16 protein-coding genes are annotated in these 17722 nt (G+C 42.3%); 11 read left to right on the plus strand and 5 right to left on the minus strand.

The features are described 5' to 3' along the window. Positions 1–19: 19 nt before the first annotated feature. From NLP_RS11530 to NLP_RS11540, 3 genes are all read right to left on the minus strand, one after another. On the minus strand, positions 20–1780 hold the full coding sequence (locus NLP_RS11530) for a hybrid sensor histidine kinase/response regulator (protein WP_104906524.1): 1761 nt from the start codon (positions 1778–1780) through the stop codon (positions 20–22). Positions 1781–1978: 198 nt separating this feature from the next. Next, complete coding sequence (locus tag NLP_RS11535) at positions 1979–2239, minus strand: hypothetical protein (RefSeq protein ID WP_104906525.1); 261 nt, start codon at positions 2237–2239, stop codon at positions 1979–1981. Positions 2240–2690: 451 nt separating this feature from the next. After that, the gene (locus tag NLP_RS11540) at positions 2691–3209 is read right to left on the minus strand and encodes a phosphoribosyltransferase (protein WP_104906526.1); all 519 of its coding nucleotides are present in this window, start codon (positions 3207–3209) and stop codon (positions 2691–2693) included. A 101-nt stretch (positions 3210–3310) separates the two neighbouring features. Between NLP_RS11540 and NLP_RS11545 the strand changes: the two genes are divergently transcribed. From NLP_RS11545 to NLP_RS11565, 5 genes are all read left to right on the plus strand, one after another. Continuing rightward, complete coding sequence (locus tag NLP_RS11545; RefSeq protein WP_104906527.1) at positions 3311–4762, plus strand: MFS transporter; 1452 nt, start codon at positions 3311–3313, stop codon at positions 4760–4762. A gap of 181 nt (positions 4763–4943) precedes the next feature. Then, positions 4944–5348: a hypothetical protein gene (locus NLP_RS11550; protein ID WP_104906528.1), complete on the plus strand. Its 405-nt coding sequence runs from the start codon at positions 4944–4946 to the stop codon at positions 5346–5348. A 336-nt stretch (positions 5349–5684) separates the two neighbouring features. Then, positions 5685–6308 (plus strand): Uma2 family endonuclease, encoded by a 624-nt coding sequence (locus NLP_RS11555; protein WP_104906529.1) that lies wholly within the window; start codon positions 5685–5687, stop codon positions 6306–6308. A 259-nt stretch (positions 6309–6567) separates the two neighbouring features. Next, positions 6568–7515 carry a fatty acid desaturase family protein gene (locus NLP_RS11560; RefSeq protein ID WP_104906530.1) on the plus strand — a complete coding sequence of 316 codons (948 nt, stop codon included), beginning with the start codon at positions 6568–6570 and terminating at the stop codon, positions 7513–7515. A 215-nt stretch (positions 7516–7730) separates the two neighbouring features. Next, complete coding sequence (locus NLP_RS11565; protein WP_104906531.1) at positions 7731–8996, plus strand: bifunctional sterol desaturase/short chain dehydrogenase; 1266 nt, start codon at positions 7731–7733, stop codon at positions 8994–8996. Positions 8997–9430: 434 nt separating this feature from the next. Here the strand turns inward: NLP_RS11565 and NLP_RS11570 are convergent, their stop codons facing one another. Further along, complete coding sequence (locus NLP_RS11570; protein ID WP_104906532.1) at positions 9431–10774, minus strand: cytochrome P450; 1344 nt, start codon at positions 10772–10774, stop codon at positions 9431–9433. Between the two features lie 382 nt (positions 10775–11156). Here NLP_RS11570 and NLP_RS11575 point away from each other — a divergent pair, with 382 nt between their 5' ends. Together NLP_RS11575 and NLP_RS11580 are read left to right on the plus strand one after the other, a co-directional pair. Beyond that, positions 11157–12224, plus strand: a complete 1068-nt coding sequence (locus NLP_RS11575) for a DMT family transporter (RefSeq protein WP_104909844.1) — start codon at positions 11157–11159, stop codon at positions 12222–12224. 237 nt (positions 12225–12461) lie between these two features. Continuing rightward, positions 12462–13595 (plus strand): peptidoglycan-binding protein, encoded by a 1134-nt coding sequence (locus tag NLP_RS11580; protein ID WP_104906533.1) that lies wholly within the window; start codon positions 12462–12464, stop codon positions 13593–13595. A 96-nt stretch (positions 13596–13691) separates the two neighbouring features. On the opposite strand, the gene NLP_RS11585 is transcribed toward NLP_RS11580, so the two are convergent. Further along, positions 13692–14147: a DUF2141 domain-containing protein gene (locus NLP_RS11585; protein WP_104906534.1), complete on the minus strand. Its 456-nt coding sequence runs from the start codon at positions 14145–14147 to the stop codon at positions 13692–13694. Between the two features lie 388 nt (positions 14148–14535). Between NLP_RS11585 and NLP_RS11590 the strand changes: the two genes are divergently transcribed. From NLP_RS11590 to NLP_RS11605, 4 genes are all read left to right on the plus strand, one after another. Continuing rightward, complete coding sequence (locus tag NLP_RS11590; protein ID WP_104906535.1) at positions 14536–15021, plus strand: glutathione peroxidase; 486 nt, start codon at positions 14536–14538, stop codon at positions 15019–15021. A gap of 109 nt (positions 15022–15130) precedes the next feature. After that, positions 15131–15955 (plus strand): SDR family oxidoreductase, encoded by an 825-nt coding sequence (locus NLP_RS11595; RefSeq protein ID WP_104906536.1) that lies wholly within the window; start codon positions 15131–15133, stop codon positions 15953–15955. Positions 15956–15977: 22 nt separating this feature from the next. Beyond that, positions 15978–16907: an alpha/beta fold hydrolase gene (locus NLP_RS11600; RefSeq protein WP_104906537.1), complete on the plus strand. Its 930-nt coding sequence runs from the start codon at positions 15978–15980 to the stop codon at positions 16905–16907. A gap of 77 nt (positions 16908–16984) precedes the next feature. Then, positions 16985–17719 (plus strand): glutathione peroxidase, encoded by a 735-nt coding sequence (locus NLP_RS11605; RefSeq protein WP_104906538.1) that lies wholly within the window; start codon positions 16985–16987, stop codon positions 17717–17719. Positions 17720–17722: the final 3 nt, after the last annotated feature.

Genomic DNA, 17722 nt, shown 5'->3' on the forward strand with positions numbered 1-17722 from the left:
TTCTTAGAATAATTATTTATTATTTCACTAGGCTAGCAATTACCAGAGCTAATTTGTCTGGTTCTATGGGCTTAGTTAAATGTTTTTGAAATCCTGCTTGGAGAATTTGTTGCTCGTTAGTCTCTCCAGCATAAGCTGTCAGGGCGATCGCACTAATCTCTCCCCCTTGCTGTGGTGGTAGCGATCGAATTTGCCGAATCAGCATATAGCCATCCATTTCTGGCATCCCAATATCACTTAAGAGAATATCTGGTTTATCGAGTGCAAAGGCATCTAATGCAAGCGATGCTGAGGCGAAGGCACGCACAGTAGCACCATACTGTTGAAGAATGAAAACTATGAGGTCGCGGGTGTCAACTTCATCGTCCACGACTAGCACATTTACCCCCTCAAGGTTAGGGGAACTCTCAGGCAAAACCTTGTCTTCACTTGTTTGAGGCTCGACACTCTTGATGGGTAACAACACAATAAAGGTGGCACCTTTTTCATCTCCCTCACTTTCTGCGTGGACTGTTCCACCGTGCAGTTCAACGATTTGACGAACGATCGCTAAACCAAGCCCCAAGCCGCCAAAGGTTCTTGTTGTGGTATTGTCAGCTTGACGGAAGTAATCAAACACATGAGGCAGAAATTCTGGCTCAATCCCCTTACCCGTGTCACTCACTTGGATTTGCGCTTGTGTACCCACGCGCTCAAGTCGTATTTCCACCTGACCCTCGGACGGTGTGAACTTAACGGCGTTAGAGAGCAAATTCCAGACGACTTGCTGCAAGCGACTGGGATCGCCCAAAATTTGCCCTACATTCGGTTCAAATTTCGTCTTCAGTTGAACTGACTTAGCTTGAGCCGCTAGCTGCACAGTATCAAGGGCTACTTCAATGACGGCCGACAGGTCAACAGAGGATACTTTTAAGCTGAGTTTGCTTTGAAGAATCCGGGAAACATCCAGTAAATCTTCCATTAGCTGAGACTGCAACTTGGCATTGCGCTCAATAGTTGCTAAAGCATAAGCCGTCTTTTCTTCATCAAATTTGCGGGTTTGCAGGAGTTTTGCCCAGCCCAGAATCGGGTTGAGGGGGGAACGCAGTTCGTGAGATAGAACAGCGAGGAACTCATCTTTAAGACGATTGGCTTGTTCAGCTGCATTTTGTGCGGCTTCGCTAACGGCACGGGCGGCTTGCTCACGCCGTGCAGATTCTTCGGCTGCTTGACGGGCATTGCTACTGTAAAGGGCGGCGGCGGTAAAATTTGCGAGGCTTTTCATCAGCCGCAAGTCTTCTTGATCAAACTGCCGATGCTGATCGTGGGATACAATCCAAATCGTGCCAAGTGGTTGATTGGCAATCAATAAAGGTACCACCAGGAGCTCGACGATTGTTGGCTTAAACTCTTGCAAGTAGGTGAAATACCGTTCTGGATAGGAAAAAAGCTGGGGGGTTTGACGTTCTAGGCAGAAGCCGCAGAAACTACAGCTGTAAAGAGTGGGAGTTTGTTCATACACTTCTAACATCCCGGCTAGTGTGTACCAGCGGCAGATATTTTCCCCGTTTGGAGTCACCTCAAGTAAGCTGACACCTGCTGATTCTGCCTGACACAATTGAGTAGTTATTTTTACAAGCTTTTTGAGCATAATTTGAGGCTGCTCAACTAGTTGCCGTACCAGGGTATGAAGTGCATCGTTTTCTTCCTTAAGGTCAGTGGTTCTGGGAACTCGACGGGACAACTCTTCAGTGATAAGAATATCGTCTAAACATATTTCCTCCACTTCCTCATTCGTCATTACAACACTCCGCTTCTAAGAAATATTGCCTCAGCAGTCCCTGTCCAGATTCACCCAAGTTTAGTAACATTTCTTCAATTTTTATCAAGAAAAAATCAAAAATCAGAATTCATTCTGAATTCTGATTTTTGAATAAAAAGGTTTAATACACCCGCCTAACAAGGGCGGTCTACAATCAGGTGGTAGTATAAAATCCTTTTATTCATTCTCACTCTCACTGCTGAATTCTGACCAAGCCCTTTGGGCAAGGCAGGAGGTAGAAGCAAAGAAAAAATTTTTAGGAAAGCCTTTAGCCAAGACCTGATTGGGTACAGGCCACCATACCTCTGGTATGGTGGCCTGCAAGACATTCACGGACTCGCTACCTACGCTATCAGTGATGGGTATAAGCTCCCACTGATTGTTCGCTTTAGCATAGCTGCCTGTTGCCTTCTTTTCTGGCTTCCTTTTTATTTCCATAAAACAAAGACTAAGACAAATGATGTGCCCTTGGTACTTCCTGAGGGAAGAGTTTGAAAGCCCTTCTAACTAATACCAGCACATATTTTATTATGTTTGAAAGCTAATGTTGAAATTGACTTGCGATTGATAGTGCTAGCGGAAGCGATCGCTAAAATCTAAAATGCTACCAGTGCAGTAGTTACATTCACCGTGCCATTTGCGAAAAATTATCCTGTAACAAATCTAGTACAGCACGGCGGAAATAAACATACCCCTTCGGGTGACGCTCGCAGGCTCGCTAACGCTGTGCTAACGGCAGTTCCTCATGGGGGGAACCCCCAAGACCGGACTGCCTCACCATTTCAAATGGTGTAAAAGCCCGAAATACAATTATGCGTGACTTTTGACTTCCGCCTTGCGGTACTAGGGAGCATCAGTGAGTGTAAGATTCATTTTGTCTAGGTATTAATCAACACAGTTGACTTACCTTAGCCGCAAGTTCTGCGGGGTTCATCTGCTCGTAGTGTTCAAAAGGTTGATGAATCCAGGGGTTATCAGGCAGATAATCAACATAATAATCGGGTGCTATAAATGAACGGGCTTTATACCAAAGAACGGCAGTGCGAATTTCCTCAATGGGGAAATCATTATTTTGCTTGAGCCAAGGTATAGTCTGTTGGAGTGTTACCCCAGAGTCTACTAAGTCATCCACTAGGAGAATGCGCGAACCTAACTTTTCGGCAGTCATCGTTAAGTGGTGGGAGAAAATTAAATTACCTCTTTCTTGCTTTCCAGAGCCACTGTAAGATGAGGTTGCTAAAATTGCCAGTGGTTGCTGGTATATACGGGAAAGAATATCTCCAACTCGTAGTCCTCCTCTAGCAAGACAGATAATCTGGTTAAATTCCCAACCGGATTGATAAATCTGAATAGCCAGTTGTTCAATTTTTTGGTGATAATCTGACCAAGAAAGATAAAGGTCTGGCATAAGTATAAGGGGAGTGGTAGATAGCTAGTATTGAAGGCGATGTCTACAACGGGCTATTCGGCCTCGCAAACTTTATTATTTTAGTATGAGTGCAAAGTTTTATGAATGATTATGTCGCTGATGGCGATGCCCAACGAGATCCTCTAAGTCAAAAACTCGACTTTAAAACAAAACTGGCTTACGGTGCAGGGGATTTTGGTCCAGCAATTACTGCAAATATCTCTGTCTTTTTTCTGCTGATTTTCTTTACCAATGTCGCTGGTATTCCTGCGGGTTTAGCTGGCAGTATTCTGATGATTGGCAAAATCTGGGATGGGGTAAATGATCCGGTTATCGGGTTCCTGAGTGATAAAACAAAATCTCGTCGCTGGGGCCGTCGTCTTCCCTGGATGTTTTATGGAGCAATCCCTTTTGGAATTTTCTTCTGGTTGCAGTGGACTGTACCGCAATTTAGTGCAAATCAGAGTGAGAATATTTGGCCGCTGTTCTGGTATTACGTAGCGATTGGGATTGTATCTCAGTCCTTTTACACGGTTGTGAATTTGCCTTATACGGCGATGACTCCAGAACTAACTCAAGATTACGACGAACGCACCAGCCTTAACAGCTTTCGGTTCACATTTTCTATTGGTGGTAGCCTTCTGTCATTAATTTTAACGAAAATTGTTTTTGACAACATTCACAATCCCCAACAACGATATCTCGTTTTAGCAGCAATTTGTACGGTAATTTCGATTTTGGCATTATATTGGTGCGTTTTTGGAGTCCGCGATCGCATCCTGGCTTTTGAGTCCAAACGCATCCAAGCCGAAGAACCTGCATCTCTCCCCTTCTTTGAACAGTTAAAAATTGTCTTTAGCAACCGACCTTTTCTATTTGTGATTGGTATATATCTTTTTTCTTGGCTAGGTGTGCAGATTACAGCCAGCATTATTCCCTATTTTGTAGTCTATTATATGGGTCTTAAAGAATCAGATGTGCCCACACTGGTGATTGCAGTCCAAGGAACCGCCCTGCTGATGCTATTTGTCTGGGGGGCGCTGAGTAAAAAAATCGGAAAAAAAGTTGTTTATTTTCTGGGAATGAGTTTGTGGATCGTAGCAGCTGCCGGACTATTTTTCTTACAACCTGGTCAAATAGTTTTGATGTATGTGATGGCTGTCATGGCTGGTATTGGTGTATCCACAGCTTATCTAATTCCCTGGTCGATGATTCCAGATGTGATTGAATTAGATGAACTCCAAACTGGACAACGCAGAGAAGGCATTTTTTATGGGTTCATGGTTTTGCTGCAAAAATTTGGTTTGGCTTTCGGGCTATTTTTGGTGGGAAATGCTTTGCAAGTAGCCGGTTTTAAAGAATCTGTAGCCGGAAGACCACTACCGATGCAACCGGAATCGGCACTGTTTGCTATTCGCGTTGCTGTTGGCCCCATACCGACAGTGTGTTTGATTTTTGGCTTAATTTTGACGTATTTTTACCCAATTACCCGCGAGATGCACGCGGAAATTATGCTTAAACTCAAAGAACGGCAAGAGAAGAGGGAGAGTTAAAGGAGCACAGGAGCATGGAAGAAATTCTGGCGTTGCAGAAAAGGGGGATGAATTTAGGCAGCATTGTCTAGGGGAGTTAATTGCAGGTAGACGTTATATAAAAAGAGCCAAAGTAGGGTGGGCATTGCTCACCTGCACCTATGTCTTAATTTGGAGTTAGATTATCCTCCTATATTAATACTTGGTTACTACGGAAGCTGCTACAGACTGCGCGAAACACCGAAACGTCAAGGCAGAAGTTCTTACAGGGAAGACGGAAGCTGCTACAGACTGCGCGAAACACCGAAACGTCAAGGCAGAAGTTCTTGCAGGGAAGACGGAAGCTGCTACAGACTGCGCGAAACACCGAAACGTCAAAGCAGAAGTTCTTACAGGGAAGACGGAAGCTGCTACAGACTGCGCGAAACACCGAAACGTCAAGGCAGAAGTTCTTGCAGGGAAGACGGAAGCTGCTACAGACTGCGCGAAACACCGAAACGTCAAGGCAGAAGTTCTTGCAGGGAAGACGGAAGCTGCTACAGACTGCGCGAAACACCAAAACGTGAAGCCAGAAGTTAATTGCGATCGCACCAACTACAGTCTCTAAACATCGAAGAGCCGTAGTGTGACACTTGAGATTGAAGGAAGTAAAATATTTCGTACAAAAGCTAGGTTAACGGAGTTCAGAGGTAGATTCATCCGGTTCAAATACTCGTTAACAGAGTTCAATGGCTGAACAAGCCTTTGAATTGCAATATGCTTAGAATAAGTCTTTGTTCTCTATCAGGACTTACGCAAAATCATGAAAAAACGAACCGCAAAGGACGCAAAGGACACAAAGGAATAAGGTTTCAGAGAATTATTGCGTAAGTCCTATCTATCTACTTCCCCTAACTCTTACTTCTTTCACGCTCATATCAGTTTTGCCTAGAGGAATAAAGCCATGACTCAAGCTTTACACAAACTAGTTACATTCGACGAATTTGTTGCTCAGTACCCAGACAACCCACAAAGACGTTATGAACTCCATGATGGAGTAATTGTTGAGATGGCACAACCAACAGGCCACCATGAAGAGGTTACAGGATTTTTGGTCAGAAAACTGAGTGTAGAATTTGACCGCTTAAATCTTCTCTATCTCATCCCAAAAACAGTATTTGTCAAACCACTTGAAAACGAATCAGCTTATTCACCAGATGTCCTTATACTAAATCAGCCCAATTTAATAAATGAACCTCTATGGAAAAAAGCATCTACTGTAAGTCAAGCTGCATCCATTCCTTTAGTGGTGGAGGTAGTGAGTACTAATTGGCGTGATGATTACCATAAAAAATACGCTGATTATGAGGAAATGGGAATTCCTGAATATTGGATTGTTGATTATGCCGCATTGGGCGGTAGAGAATTTATTGGCAAGCCAAAACAACCTACTATTTTGGTTTGCTGTTTAGAAGAAGGTGAGTATCTAATTAATAAATTTCGAGGCAATGACCGTATCCAATCACCAACTTTCCCAGAATTGAATTTAACCGCAGAACAAATTTTTCGCGCTGGTGTGGTCAGCTAAACTGCGTCCACGTTGAAAACCGTAGTTCTGTATGAATAGAAAAACCCTCATCCCCCAGCCCCTTCTCCCAATATTGGGAGAAGGGGAGCCGGAAAGAAGTCCCTCTCCCAAGTAGGGAGAGGGATTTAGGGTGAGGGCAAAAACTACGGTTCTCAACATAGATGAGGTTTAAATTCGCAGTGTCTATTAAAATTACATCAGAATTGAGGAATTAGAAGGCAACCCACGCGCAACTATTCACACCGACCTACTTCAAATTATGTTTAATGACGCAATTATTCAATCTGAATTATTAGATGACAAAGCTGATAATAAGCAAAACCTCTATAAAATTCTCACTGTACAAGAATTAAGTCTTCTAAACGATCGCTCCAACAGCAAAGGGCTAGTTCAACTAGTTTTTCATCTCACTGTTATGGGTTGCAGTGGCTACCTATGGGCAACAAACTTTGGTAATTGGTCAGTGGCTATACCAGCACTGATAATCTACGGCTTCAGTCTGGCTTCGATGTTTGCACCAATGCATGAATGCGTTCACAGAACGGCTTTCGCTAACAATCGTTTGAATGATGCTGTGGCTTGGTTTTCCGGTTTGCTCTCATTTTACAACAGCACGTTTTTTCGCCGCTATCATAAATGGCATCACCGTTACACTCGCGTTCCTGACAAAGATCCAGAATTGACCGATCCCAAACCGAGTAACCTGGGCAAATACTTGTTGATAATTAGCGGTTTACCGTGGTGGTGGGGTAAAATACACGGGCATTTTCAAGTTGCCACTGGTCAATTTGACAATTTTCCATTTGTCCCAGAAGCAGCACGAGCCGAAGTTATGCGTTCTACACGTTGGCAATTAGGTATTTATGCAGGTGCTATCGCTCTTTCAATTGTAGTTAATCAGCCTTGGTTTTTCCTCTATTGGCTGCTACCTATGCTTGTCGGTGAGCCAATTCTCCGTTTTATTCTGCTAGCAGAACATACAGGTTGCACTCTTGATGCAAATCTGCTCACCAATACGCGCACAACCCTCACACTTTGGTGTATACGATTTTTTATGTGGAATATGCCATTTCATGCAGAGCATCATTTGTACGCATCAATTCCGTTCCACGCGCTACCAAAAGCACATCAGCAATTGAGCAAACACTTTACCCACATTGAACCTGGATATCTGAAAGTCAACTGGGATATTATAACTAATTCGTAATTGGGCATTGGGCATTGAGAAGAGACAAGGTAGACAAGGAAGAAGAGGGAGATAAGAGAGAGACTTGTTCAATAATTCACCCTTGTCTCCCCTGCTCCCCTACTCCCCACTCCCCATTGCCCATTCCCTTTGATTTTAATTTGCTCTAAACTCGACCTGAACGCACCTTTATCAGATCATGAAGAATGATTAAAAAAAAACGAGTATAGACAAACATGATAAAAATGCTAGAAAACTTGATAGGAATTGAAACAAGCTTACAAATTAATTGGGTTTGGCTAAATGCCAGCTTAGAGTTTGCTAGTTGGGCACTTTTCTCACTTTTACTTGCTGAGATATTGAGAGACAGTTACCATGCTTTGTGTCACCAAGTCAATTGGCTTGCTAAATGGCACAACAAGCACCATGCAGCTTATCGCCGCGATTTATCGATAGTTTCCCTGAAAGTTTACCAAGAATCTCAGCTTTATCACGACATTTTAGAATCGAGTCTACTGCTGGTGGTATTGATAGTCATTGCCTTAATTGTCCAACATAAGGGGTTATGGCTGGGAGTAGCTTACGCTTGCACCTTTTTGTATGGCGCGTCTGTGCGATATTTTCAAGGAAAAATTGATACAGATTACAACCACCTACCCGGCCCTTTAGAGACAGTTCCATCCATTTGGTGGGTAAATCGCTCTTACCATTGGCGGCATCATTTTGATAATGTTAACGCCTACTACAGTGGTGTCTTTCCCCTAGTGGATAAAATTCTTGGTACAGGACTATCTCTCAAAGGTAAAACCATTGCTTTAACCGGAGCATCAGGAGCGTTGGGGCAAGCGTTGGCAGCTGAACTTGTAAAGAATAATGCTAAAGTCGTGGCATTAACCACTAATCCAGAAAAATTAGTAAAGCAAGTTGGGGTAAAGGTGGTTTCCTGGGAGTTGGGCAACGAAGCCAATCTGAAGGATAGTTTAGAGAAAGTAGATATTTTAATTATCAATCATGGAGTCAATGTCTATGCCAGCCGCACACCGGAGGCTATCAACTCCTCTTATGAAGTGAATACCTTTTCAGCATTGCGGTTGATAGATATATTTTTGACAACTGTAACAGGCCCACAAGCAAAAGCAACCAAGGAAATCTGGGTAAACACTTCTGAGGCTGAGGTTTCTCCCGCACTGAGTCCACTTTATGAACTCAGCAAAAGAGCGCTAGGAGATATTGTCACCCTCAAGCGTTTAGATGGGGATTGTGTAATTCGCAAGTTAATTCTTGGCCCATTTAAGAGTCAACTTAATCCTTATGGAGTGATGTCTGCACAGCAAGTTGCTCGTGCAATCTTATTTTTCGCCCGACGAGACTTCCGAAATATTATTGTGGCAATAAATCCTCTCACCTATCTGCTGTTTCCCTTAAAGGAAACTAGTACGTCACTATACTATCGACTCTTCAGCCGGACAGCGAAAAGCGAACAGGACTTACGCAAACAATAGTCAAAAAAATAGACTTTTTGCATGAATCAATGAGCTTTCACCCTAAGTCGCTCTCCCAAGTTTAAGCTACGGGGTACACACAAGTTCTCCTTACCCCCTCTAATATCGTGTCCGGTGAAAAACTTATCATTGAGACCGCAGGGGGGCAGGGGGCAGGGGGCAGGGGGAAAGAGGGTTTTCCGGTTTCTGCATAGATTACGGGAATTATAACTAATTAACCGGACATGATATAACTCCCCCTTAGCAAGGGGGAGAACCGGATATTTCCCTTCTTGACAAGGGGGGGACTAAGGGGGGTAAATCCAGGGTTTGGGCTTGATTACCAAGATGTGTGTACAGCATAGCAAGCTTGGGAGAGGGACTTTGGCTAAATGGAAACAGAATTTGGATAAACTTGAGAAAGCGATCGCTACGCAAGTTCCTGCCAAGCAAGTTTATCGTTTTTTAATAGCCATCATCCGAACTCCACCATTCGGAGCAAGGGTAAATCCACGTCGTTGCAGTTTAATCGGTTTATTTTCTACTAAGGTAAGTTGATAATTAGATAAAACTGTTGCCAGGACTAATTTGATTTCTAACAGAGCAAGGGCATATCCTAAACAGCGCCGACTTCCGCCACCAAAAGGAATGAACTCCCAAGGGGAATACTGGCGTCCTAAAAAACGTTCGGGATTAAATTGTTGAGGATTAGGATACAAGTCTTCCCGGTGATGCAAAAGGTAAATACTTATCATTAAAGTTGTCTCAGGAGGAAACTGGTATCCGGCAATATTTATGGATGATTTGGTAATGCGTGGGAAAAGCCCTGGCAAGACTGGATACATCCGCAGGGTTTCTTGGCAAACTGCGCTTAAGTAAGGAAGTTGGGCAATTTGCATCGGGTTAGGATTTTCTCCCAAGCTGTCGAGTTCCTGCTGCAATTTTAAGAGAACATCTGAATTTCGGTGAATTTGATAGAAAGCCCACGCTAGCGTTGTTGCAGTAGTTTCATGTCCAGCAAATAAAATTGTCAGCAATTCATCTTTTAATTCATCGTCGGTCATTGCTTGCCCATTTTCATCCCGTGCTGCCATCATCAAGCTCAGAACATCACCCTGGCTCCGATCGTTCTTTGTTCTTTTTTCTTCAATTTCGGCTTGAAGTAGCTCATGAATATAGCTTTGTCTACTTTTCATCTGCCCCCAAGGAGTCCATTTTCCCCAATCTTGTTGTAAGAATGGGAAAAATAGCATACTGGAGCGCAAAGGAGAATCAGTCATATCCAACCAACTAGTAAGGAGAGGTAAAATTAGTTGATAGCGTTCCCCTTCACTTAAACCAAAGACAATTTGTAAAATTAGTTCTAGACTAACTTTCTGCATGGCAGAACGAGCTACAAAAGGTTGATTGATTTGCCATTGACTGGCGATTTGCTCGGTAATTAAGCAGATTTGTTGAGCATAAGTCTGTAGCTTTTCTCCATGAAAGGGGGGCATTAATAATTTTCGTTCTCGTCGATGGCGGGCACCATCTATTAACATGAGAGAATTTCGCCCAATCAAAGGCTCTGCAAGTCTATTACCACGACCAATATCAAATTTAGAATCTTGACTGAAAACTTCTTGAATGGCTTGGGGATGGCTAAGAATTACATAAGAACTGAGTCCACCTAGTTGCATGGAAAAAATATCTCCATACTCTTGACTATACTTTTGCTGAAATCCAATCGGATCGGCAATCCATCCAATCAGTTGCCACCACGAAGGGCTAGTAATGCAATTCGGTAATTGACTAAGCATAATATTTACCTGTAGATTACACTTAATAATCTTAAACAAATACACCTATTATGCTTGAGTAAGCATATATTAGGGGCTGGCTGATGACCGCATTTCTTAAGCTGTCTAGCAAGCGATCGCACTAGTACCGCAAGGCGGAAGTCAAAAGTCACGCATAATTGTATTCCAAGCTCTTGCGCCATTTGAAATGGTATGTTTATTTACGCAGTGCTGTACTAGGCTCAGGCTGGAGAGTTTCACTGTCTCTAAGACGCGATGCGATGGTGTAAAGCACCCGCCAAAGGCGATGTCTATGACGGGCTATGCCTACGCAAAACTACATAATTCGGTAAAATTAGGTAAAGTAATTTTTGCGCTTGTTAAACAAAGGCATCAGCAAACCATGCAACTGAAACTCAGTGCATCTCGACTTCCCTTCGCCCCCCTCTTGTTAATCGCCCCCTTTTTCCTATGGGGGACGGCAATGGTAGCCATGAAAGGAGTGATACCCCATACCACACCGCTATTCATGGCAGGTGTACGTCTGATACCAGCAGGGATGTTAATTCTGATTGCAGCAGCATTCATGGGTAAACCCCAGCCGAAGGGTTGGGCTGCATGGCTGTGGATTGCCTTATTTGCCCTAGTAGATGGGACGCTGTTTCAAGGCTTTTTGGCAGAGGGATTAGTCAGAACTAGTGCAGGGTTAGGGTCTGTGATGATTGACTCGCAACCCTTGGCTGTCGCCTTGCTGTCGTTGTGGCTATTCCAAGAACACATTGGTTTTTGGGGATGGCTGGGGCTAGGCTTGGGAGTTACAGGCATTAGTTTAATTGGCTTACCCGATGAGTGGATTTTACATTTTTTTGACTCAGGCGCAAATATCACAATTGGCAACTGGCAAGATTTGTTTGCTAGTGGCGAGTGGTTAATGCTGTTAGCAGCGCTATCAATGGCAGTGGGAACAGTGTTGATTCGGTTTGTGTGCCGACATACTGACCCTGTAAGCGCTACGGGATGGCACATGATTTTGGGCGGATTGCCACTATGGGGAATTTCATCAGTTGTTGAATCCCAGCAGTGGGAAAATCTGGGAGGATCTGATTTCATGGCTTTGGGTTATGCTACCGTATTTGGCAGTGCGATCGCTTATGGGTTATTCTTCTACTTTGCCTCTAGTGGCAGTCTTACGAGTCTTAGTTCTCTCACCTTCCTGACACCTGTCTTTGCGCTACTATTCGGCAATCTTTTCCTCTCAGAAGTTCTCAGTCCGTTGCAGTGGGTAGGAGTATTTCTCACTTTAATCAGCATCTATCTGATTAACCAACGTGATACTCTAGCAGGACAAAAGGACACAGTTACTGTCGGCGAGATAGCTAATATACAGCAACCAGTTTTAGAAACATCTGCTAAAAAATTGAGTTCTATAAGCCTAGCAGTTAAAGAATCTGAACCAAAAATATTACCCTAACTTGTTAAAATAATTTGTAATACTCGCCAAAGGCGAGAAGCAAGCTACGTAATTCGTAATTCAGTAGGGAGATGAGGGAGAAATTAATTAAAAATTAAAAATTAAAGAACTTCTGCCTCCTGCCTCCTTTTTGCCAATGCCCGATTTCCAATTTAAAATGACAGTTAACATTTGGTCGTCTAGAAGCTATTGTGGTATCGAAGACTTGAAAAGCACGTTCAGGCTGAAACTTGCAATATGAGGCTATGCCGTTCCTCAATTCTGATATTTACCTGTTTTTCTTGCGTGGGTTTTTACCCAAATCGCTCAAGCGCAGCCACACTTAACCTAGCACCTGAAATTTTAGAACTTGCACAAGCCAGTTCGACAGTTACTGCTAGTCCGGCCGTTTTGAGATATGGTAGTCGAAATTTAGATGTGCAGAGACTACAAACCCAATTAAAGCAGTTGGGATACTACAGTGGCGTGGTAGATGGAGAGTACAACACTAATACGGAAATCGCTGTAACTAAATTCCAGAAAGTAAAGGGTTTAAAAGTGGATGGGATTGCTGGCCCGGCAACTCAGGAGAAACTGCAAGCAGCAATGGAGGCTAAAAAGCAGTTTGTCACCTCTCCAAAAGTTACCTCTATTGCTCCAACTTCTGCAAAACCCAAACCAACCGAAAGAGGTTTTGTCTGGTGGTTAATATTTGCCATTGGAGTTCTAGGATGTACTGGCGCACTTATTTATCTGCTGAGGTGGTTTCAGAAGGTCAAGCAAGTGCAAAAGTCCGAAATATCAAAGCCTAAAAGTTTGAGTGAAGCTAACAAAGACCCGATTACACCACCTTTACTGGAGACTGTCACTAGTTTACAAACAACTACACCACCACTTTCCCCACAATTACTGCTACCAGAAAAAACTTCCCGTCTTGCTAAACTCAATATCGTTGACGAATTAATTCAAGATTTACGCAGTTCTGACCCAACGAAGCGGCGCAAGGCTATTTGGGATTTAGGTCAGCAGGGAGATTCGCGGGCTATTCAGCATCTGGTTGACCTGATAATTGATGCCGATTCTCAAGAAAGTAGCTTAATTTTAGCAGCTTTGTCAGAAATTGGCATCCGCACACTCAAACCGATGAACCGTGCTTTAGCAATTTCCATTCAAGATGAAAGTCCACAAGTGCGGCAAAATGCGATCCGTGACCTGACGCGCGTTTATGACATGATGGGTCAAATGAGTCAGATGTTGCACCATGCGCTAGAAGACCCAGATGCCGATGTGCAAGCAACAGCACGATATGCTTTAACTCAGATGAATCGAATACGTGGCTTGCCGGAACAACAGAGTCTACAGGAAGATTCAGACAATGATTTAGAACAATAAAGCAGGAGTCATTTGATTTGAGATTTGAGATTTTTCCTTCAATCCAAAATCTCAAATCTCAAATTGACAGTGTACCAAGCTGAATCTGCTGGCAGCTTAAAAATATTTCAACTGGATTTTGATATTGGTATCTGGCCCTGCCACTAAAAATGCTGCTTCGCTAAATTTAGGCGCTCTTGTGCGAATTTCTGGGTTGCTGGAAAATCCAAAACCTTCCCTTGGTATACCAAAAATGTTGGTATTAAGAGTGTGGTCATTATTTTGATCGTGGAAGACAGCAACGGCGTAGCTACCTGCTTTCAAGTTGTTAAAGGTAATGAATAAGGGATTTTCAGTAATTTTGGTACACTGCTTTTGTAAGACGCGATCGCGATCGCTAGGAAATCCTTCACTGCTAGCAAATATACTGGCACATATTTGTCCTTGTTTATTCTTCAAGCCATCAATTTCCACGGTGAGTTTGCCGCTAAAATTTGCCTTGGCACTAAATGACCATGCCAAATTTCCCATCACTGCCAATAGCAGCATACTAACTCTTAAGCTTTTAACCATAAAATTTTCACAAGGTAAAATGCGATCGCTAAATTAATAAAGCCCTAATCAGGCAAAAAGTGGAAGGTATAAACTAATTTCACTTTCGTAAATTTATGCCTAAACGGATAAATTTGACTGATTGTCTTATTTACTCAAACCAAAAAACTGTATCGTCATACACATTTTTTTTGCTTATATTATGAAATCAACAACGCAGATTTACCATATTTATCCTGAAATAGCAGATTGCTCGAGCTATTCATCCAAGATATAGCGTTTTGTAACTACATGACTCACATAGAATTGTTACAACAAGGCTAACAAACCTAATTTCCTTAAAGAAACCGGGTTTAGAGTACCTGTAATATGGGAGACTTGGCAATATTCCCTATAAATCAGATTCAAGATGAGTAACACAATTTTGGATATTGCAGTCAAGACCATCAACGGTGAAGATAAGCAATTAAACGACTACACCGGGAAGGTACTCTTAATTGTAAATGTGGCTTCCTTCTGCGGTTATACTTCTCAATACGAGGAGCTAGAAAAGTTGAACCAAAAGTATGCAGAAGCAGGGTTACGTATTTTGGGTTTCCCTTGTAACGATTTTGGAGCGCAGGAGCCAGGAAGCAATGAAGAAATTGTGCAATTCTGCACGAGTAAATACGATGTTACCTTTGAACTATTCGATAAAGTTCATGCTAAAGGCTCACAGCAGCATCCACTTTATGAGCGACTTACTAAAGCCGTTGAGCCAACGGGAACTGTTGCTTGGAACTTTGAAAAATTTTTAGTTAATAAGCAAGGTGAAGTGGTAGCTCGATTTAATAGTAGTGTTCAGCCAAATTCACCAGAAATAATTGCCATAATTGAGAAAGAATTAGCAAAATAGCCATTAGTCATTAGTCATTAGGTTGTACTATTGATATTGATTTTTGGTAGTCCCTTAATTGAGAAGGCTTTTTCAATTAGTAGTTTAATTTATTTGTGTCTAATTTGTCATGAACGTTGCAATCATTGGTTGTGGTTATGTTGGTTATAAAGTTGCTCAATATTGGCAGCAAGATATAAATTTTGTTGTCAGTGTAACCACAACTTCGCCTGAGCGTGTCCCTGCACTACAATCAGTATCTCAAAGAGTTGTAGTTACCTGTGGTAATGACATAGATAGTCTAAAATCAGTTTTACACAATCAAGATGTTGTACTTTTGAGTGTTGGGGCAAAAAGTCGGGAAGTTTATGAAAAAACTTATCTACAAACTGCCCAAACTTTAGTTTCATGCCTACAGCAGATTAAGAGTGTAAAACAATTAATATACACAGGTAGTTATGCCGTATATGGTGACAGGAATGGTGTATGGGTAGATGAAGAAACACCGCTTGCACCTCCTAATTTAAATGCACAAATTCTCCGAAAAACAGAAGATGTGTTGCTATCAGCATCTAGCGAAAATCTCCGTGTTTGTATCTTTCGCTTAGGAGGGATTTATGGAACTGGTAGAGAACTGTTGAAAATATTTGGTAGATATTCTGATACAACCCGTCCAGGCAATGGTGAGGATATCACAAATTGGGTTCATCTAGATGATATTGTTGGTGCAATAGAATTTGCCCGTCATCGTCGGTTGCAAGGAATTTATAATCTGGTAGATGATGCACATCTCACTAGCCGAGACTTACTAGATAGCTTATTTGAAAAACATAATTTACCCAAAGTAGAATGGGATACATCTATCAATAGTACTCGCCCATATAATGCTTGGGTATCTAATGAAAAGCTCAAAGAAGCTGGATATGAGTTGATTCATCCACAGATGATTTTTTAGCAAGTATTAAAAACTAGGAATTATGCAACCATCTGCTGTAGCTAACACAACCAATTTGACAGCATCTCCTAGCCAGTTTTACAGTTGGCAGAATTATCGTTGCGCCTACGAAGTTCATCAACCAATCAATACAACATCTGAGGGCATTCCTTTACTATTAATTCATCCGATTGGCGTGGGATTGTCGCGGCGATTTTGGCAGCGATTTTGTCGCGAGTGGTATAATACAGGTCAGCGTAATTCAATTTACAACCCTGATTTAATAGGATGTGGTGAAAGTGATATGCCCCATATAGCTTACACTCCTAATGATTGGGCACAACAGTTGCAGTTCTTTTTACAAACAGTAATCCAAAAACCTGCTATTGTAGTAGTACAAGGTGCTTTATTGCCAGTTGCCATCCAACTAGTGCAAAAGGAATCAAATTTAATAGCCGGACTGGTACTTTCTGGGCCACCAGCGTGGGCTTTAATGACAAATAAACCACCAGAATGGCAGGAAAAAGTCTTTTGGAATGTGTTAGATTCGCCTTTTGGCAGTGCTTTTTATCGCTATGCACGCACACCAAAATTTTTACGTTCTTTCTCGATTCGTCAACTCTTTGCTTCGGAAAATGCTGTGGATGCAGAGTGGTTGAATACATTGCTTGCAGGTGCAGAAAATCCTGCTAGCCGTCATGCAGTGTTTTCTTTTTTAGCAGGGTTTTGGCGAGATGATTATACTAGTTTTATTGACTCGATTCAGCAACCAATATTAGCGGTTATGGGGGAAACTGCATCGAGTATTAGCCAAGACAATAAAAAAGAAACCCCAGATGAACGCTTGGCTCACTACCTTGCTTGTTTTCCTCAAAGTCGAGGTATAAAAATAAATGGACGTAATGTTTTACCTTATGAATCAACCACTGAATTTGTAGCAGCGATCGCTCCATTCATTAATGAAGTTTTTTAGCTGATTGATAGTTACATCGTACCAGTTCTCTCATGATAGGTTATGACTGGAATTGATTACTAAAGGCAAGCAAAATTATGTTACCCAATCATCAAGGAAAAAAAGTACCCAATGTCACTTTTCATACTCGCAATAACAACGAGTGGGTGGATGTGACAACCGATAAGCTATTTGCTAATAAGACAGTAGTTGTCTTCTCTTTACCGGGTGCTTATACTCCGACTTGTTCATCCACTCATCTCCCTGGTTATAACGAATTAGCTCCGGTTTTCAAAGAAAATAGTGTCGATGACATTATCTGTATTTCTGTTAATGATGCCTTTGTGATGAACGAATGGGCGAAGGATCAAGAGGCAGAAAATATCACACTAATTCCTGATGGAAATGGCGAATTTACTGAAGGTATGGGTCTGTTGGTAGATAAATCAGACTTGGGGTTTGGGAAGCGATCGTGGCGCTATTCTATGCTAGTGAAAGATGGTGTAATTAACCAGATGTTTATTGAACCAGAGGAGCCAGGAGATCCCTTTAAGGTGTCTGATGCTGAGACAATGCTCAGATACATCAACCCCAAAGCAGTGAAGCCCGAAGTAGTTTCCCTGTTTGCGAAAGTGGGTTGTCCTTTCTGTGCCCGTGCTAAGGCTATGCTCAAGGAACATGGCATCAACTACGAAGAAATTACCTTGGGCAAGGATATCACCACACGGTCGTTAAAAGCAGTTACAGGTGCGACAACAGTTCCCCAAGTATTTATCGATGGTAAATTAATTGGTGGATCTGAGGCACTAGAAGCTTACTTCGCTGCTAAATAGAGT

The sequence above is a fragment of the Nostoc sp. 'Lobaria pulmonaria (5183) cyanobiont' genome, from assembly GCF_002949795.1.
In the GTDB taxonomy this organism is placed as follows: Bacteria; Cyanobacteriota; Cyanobacteriia; order Cyanobacteriales; family Nostocaceae; genus Nostoc.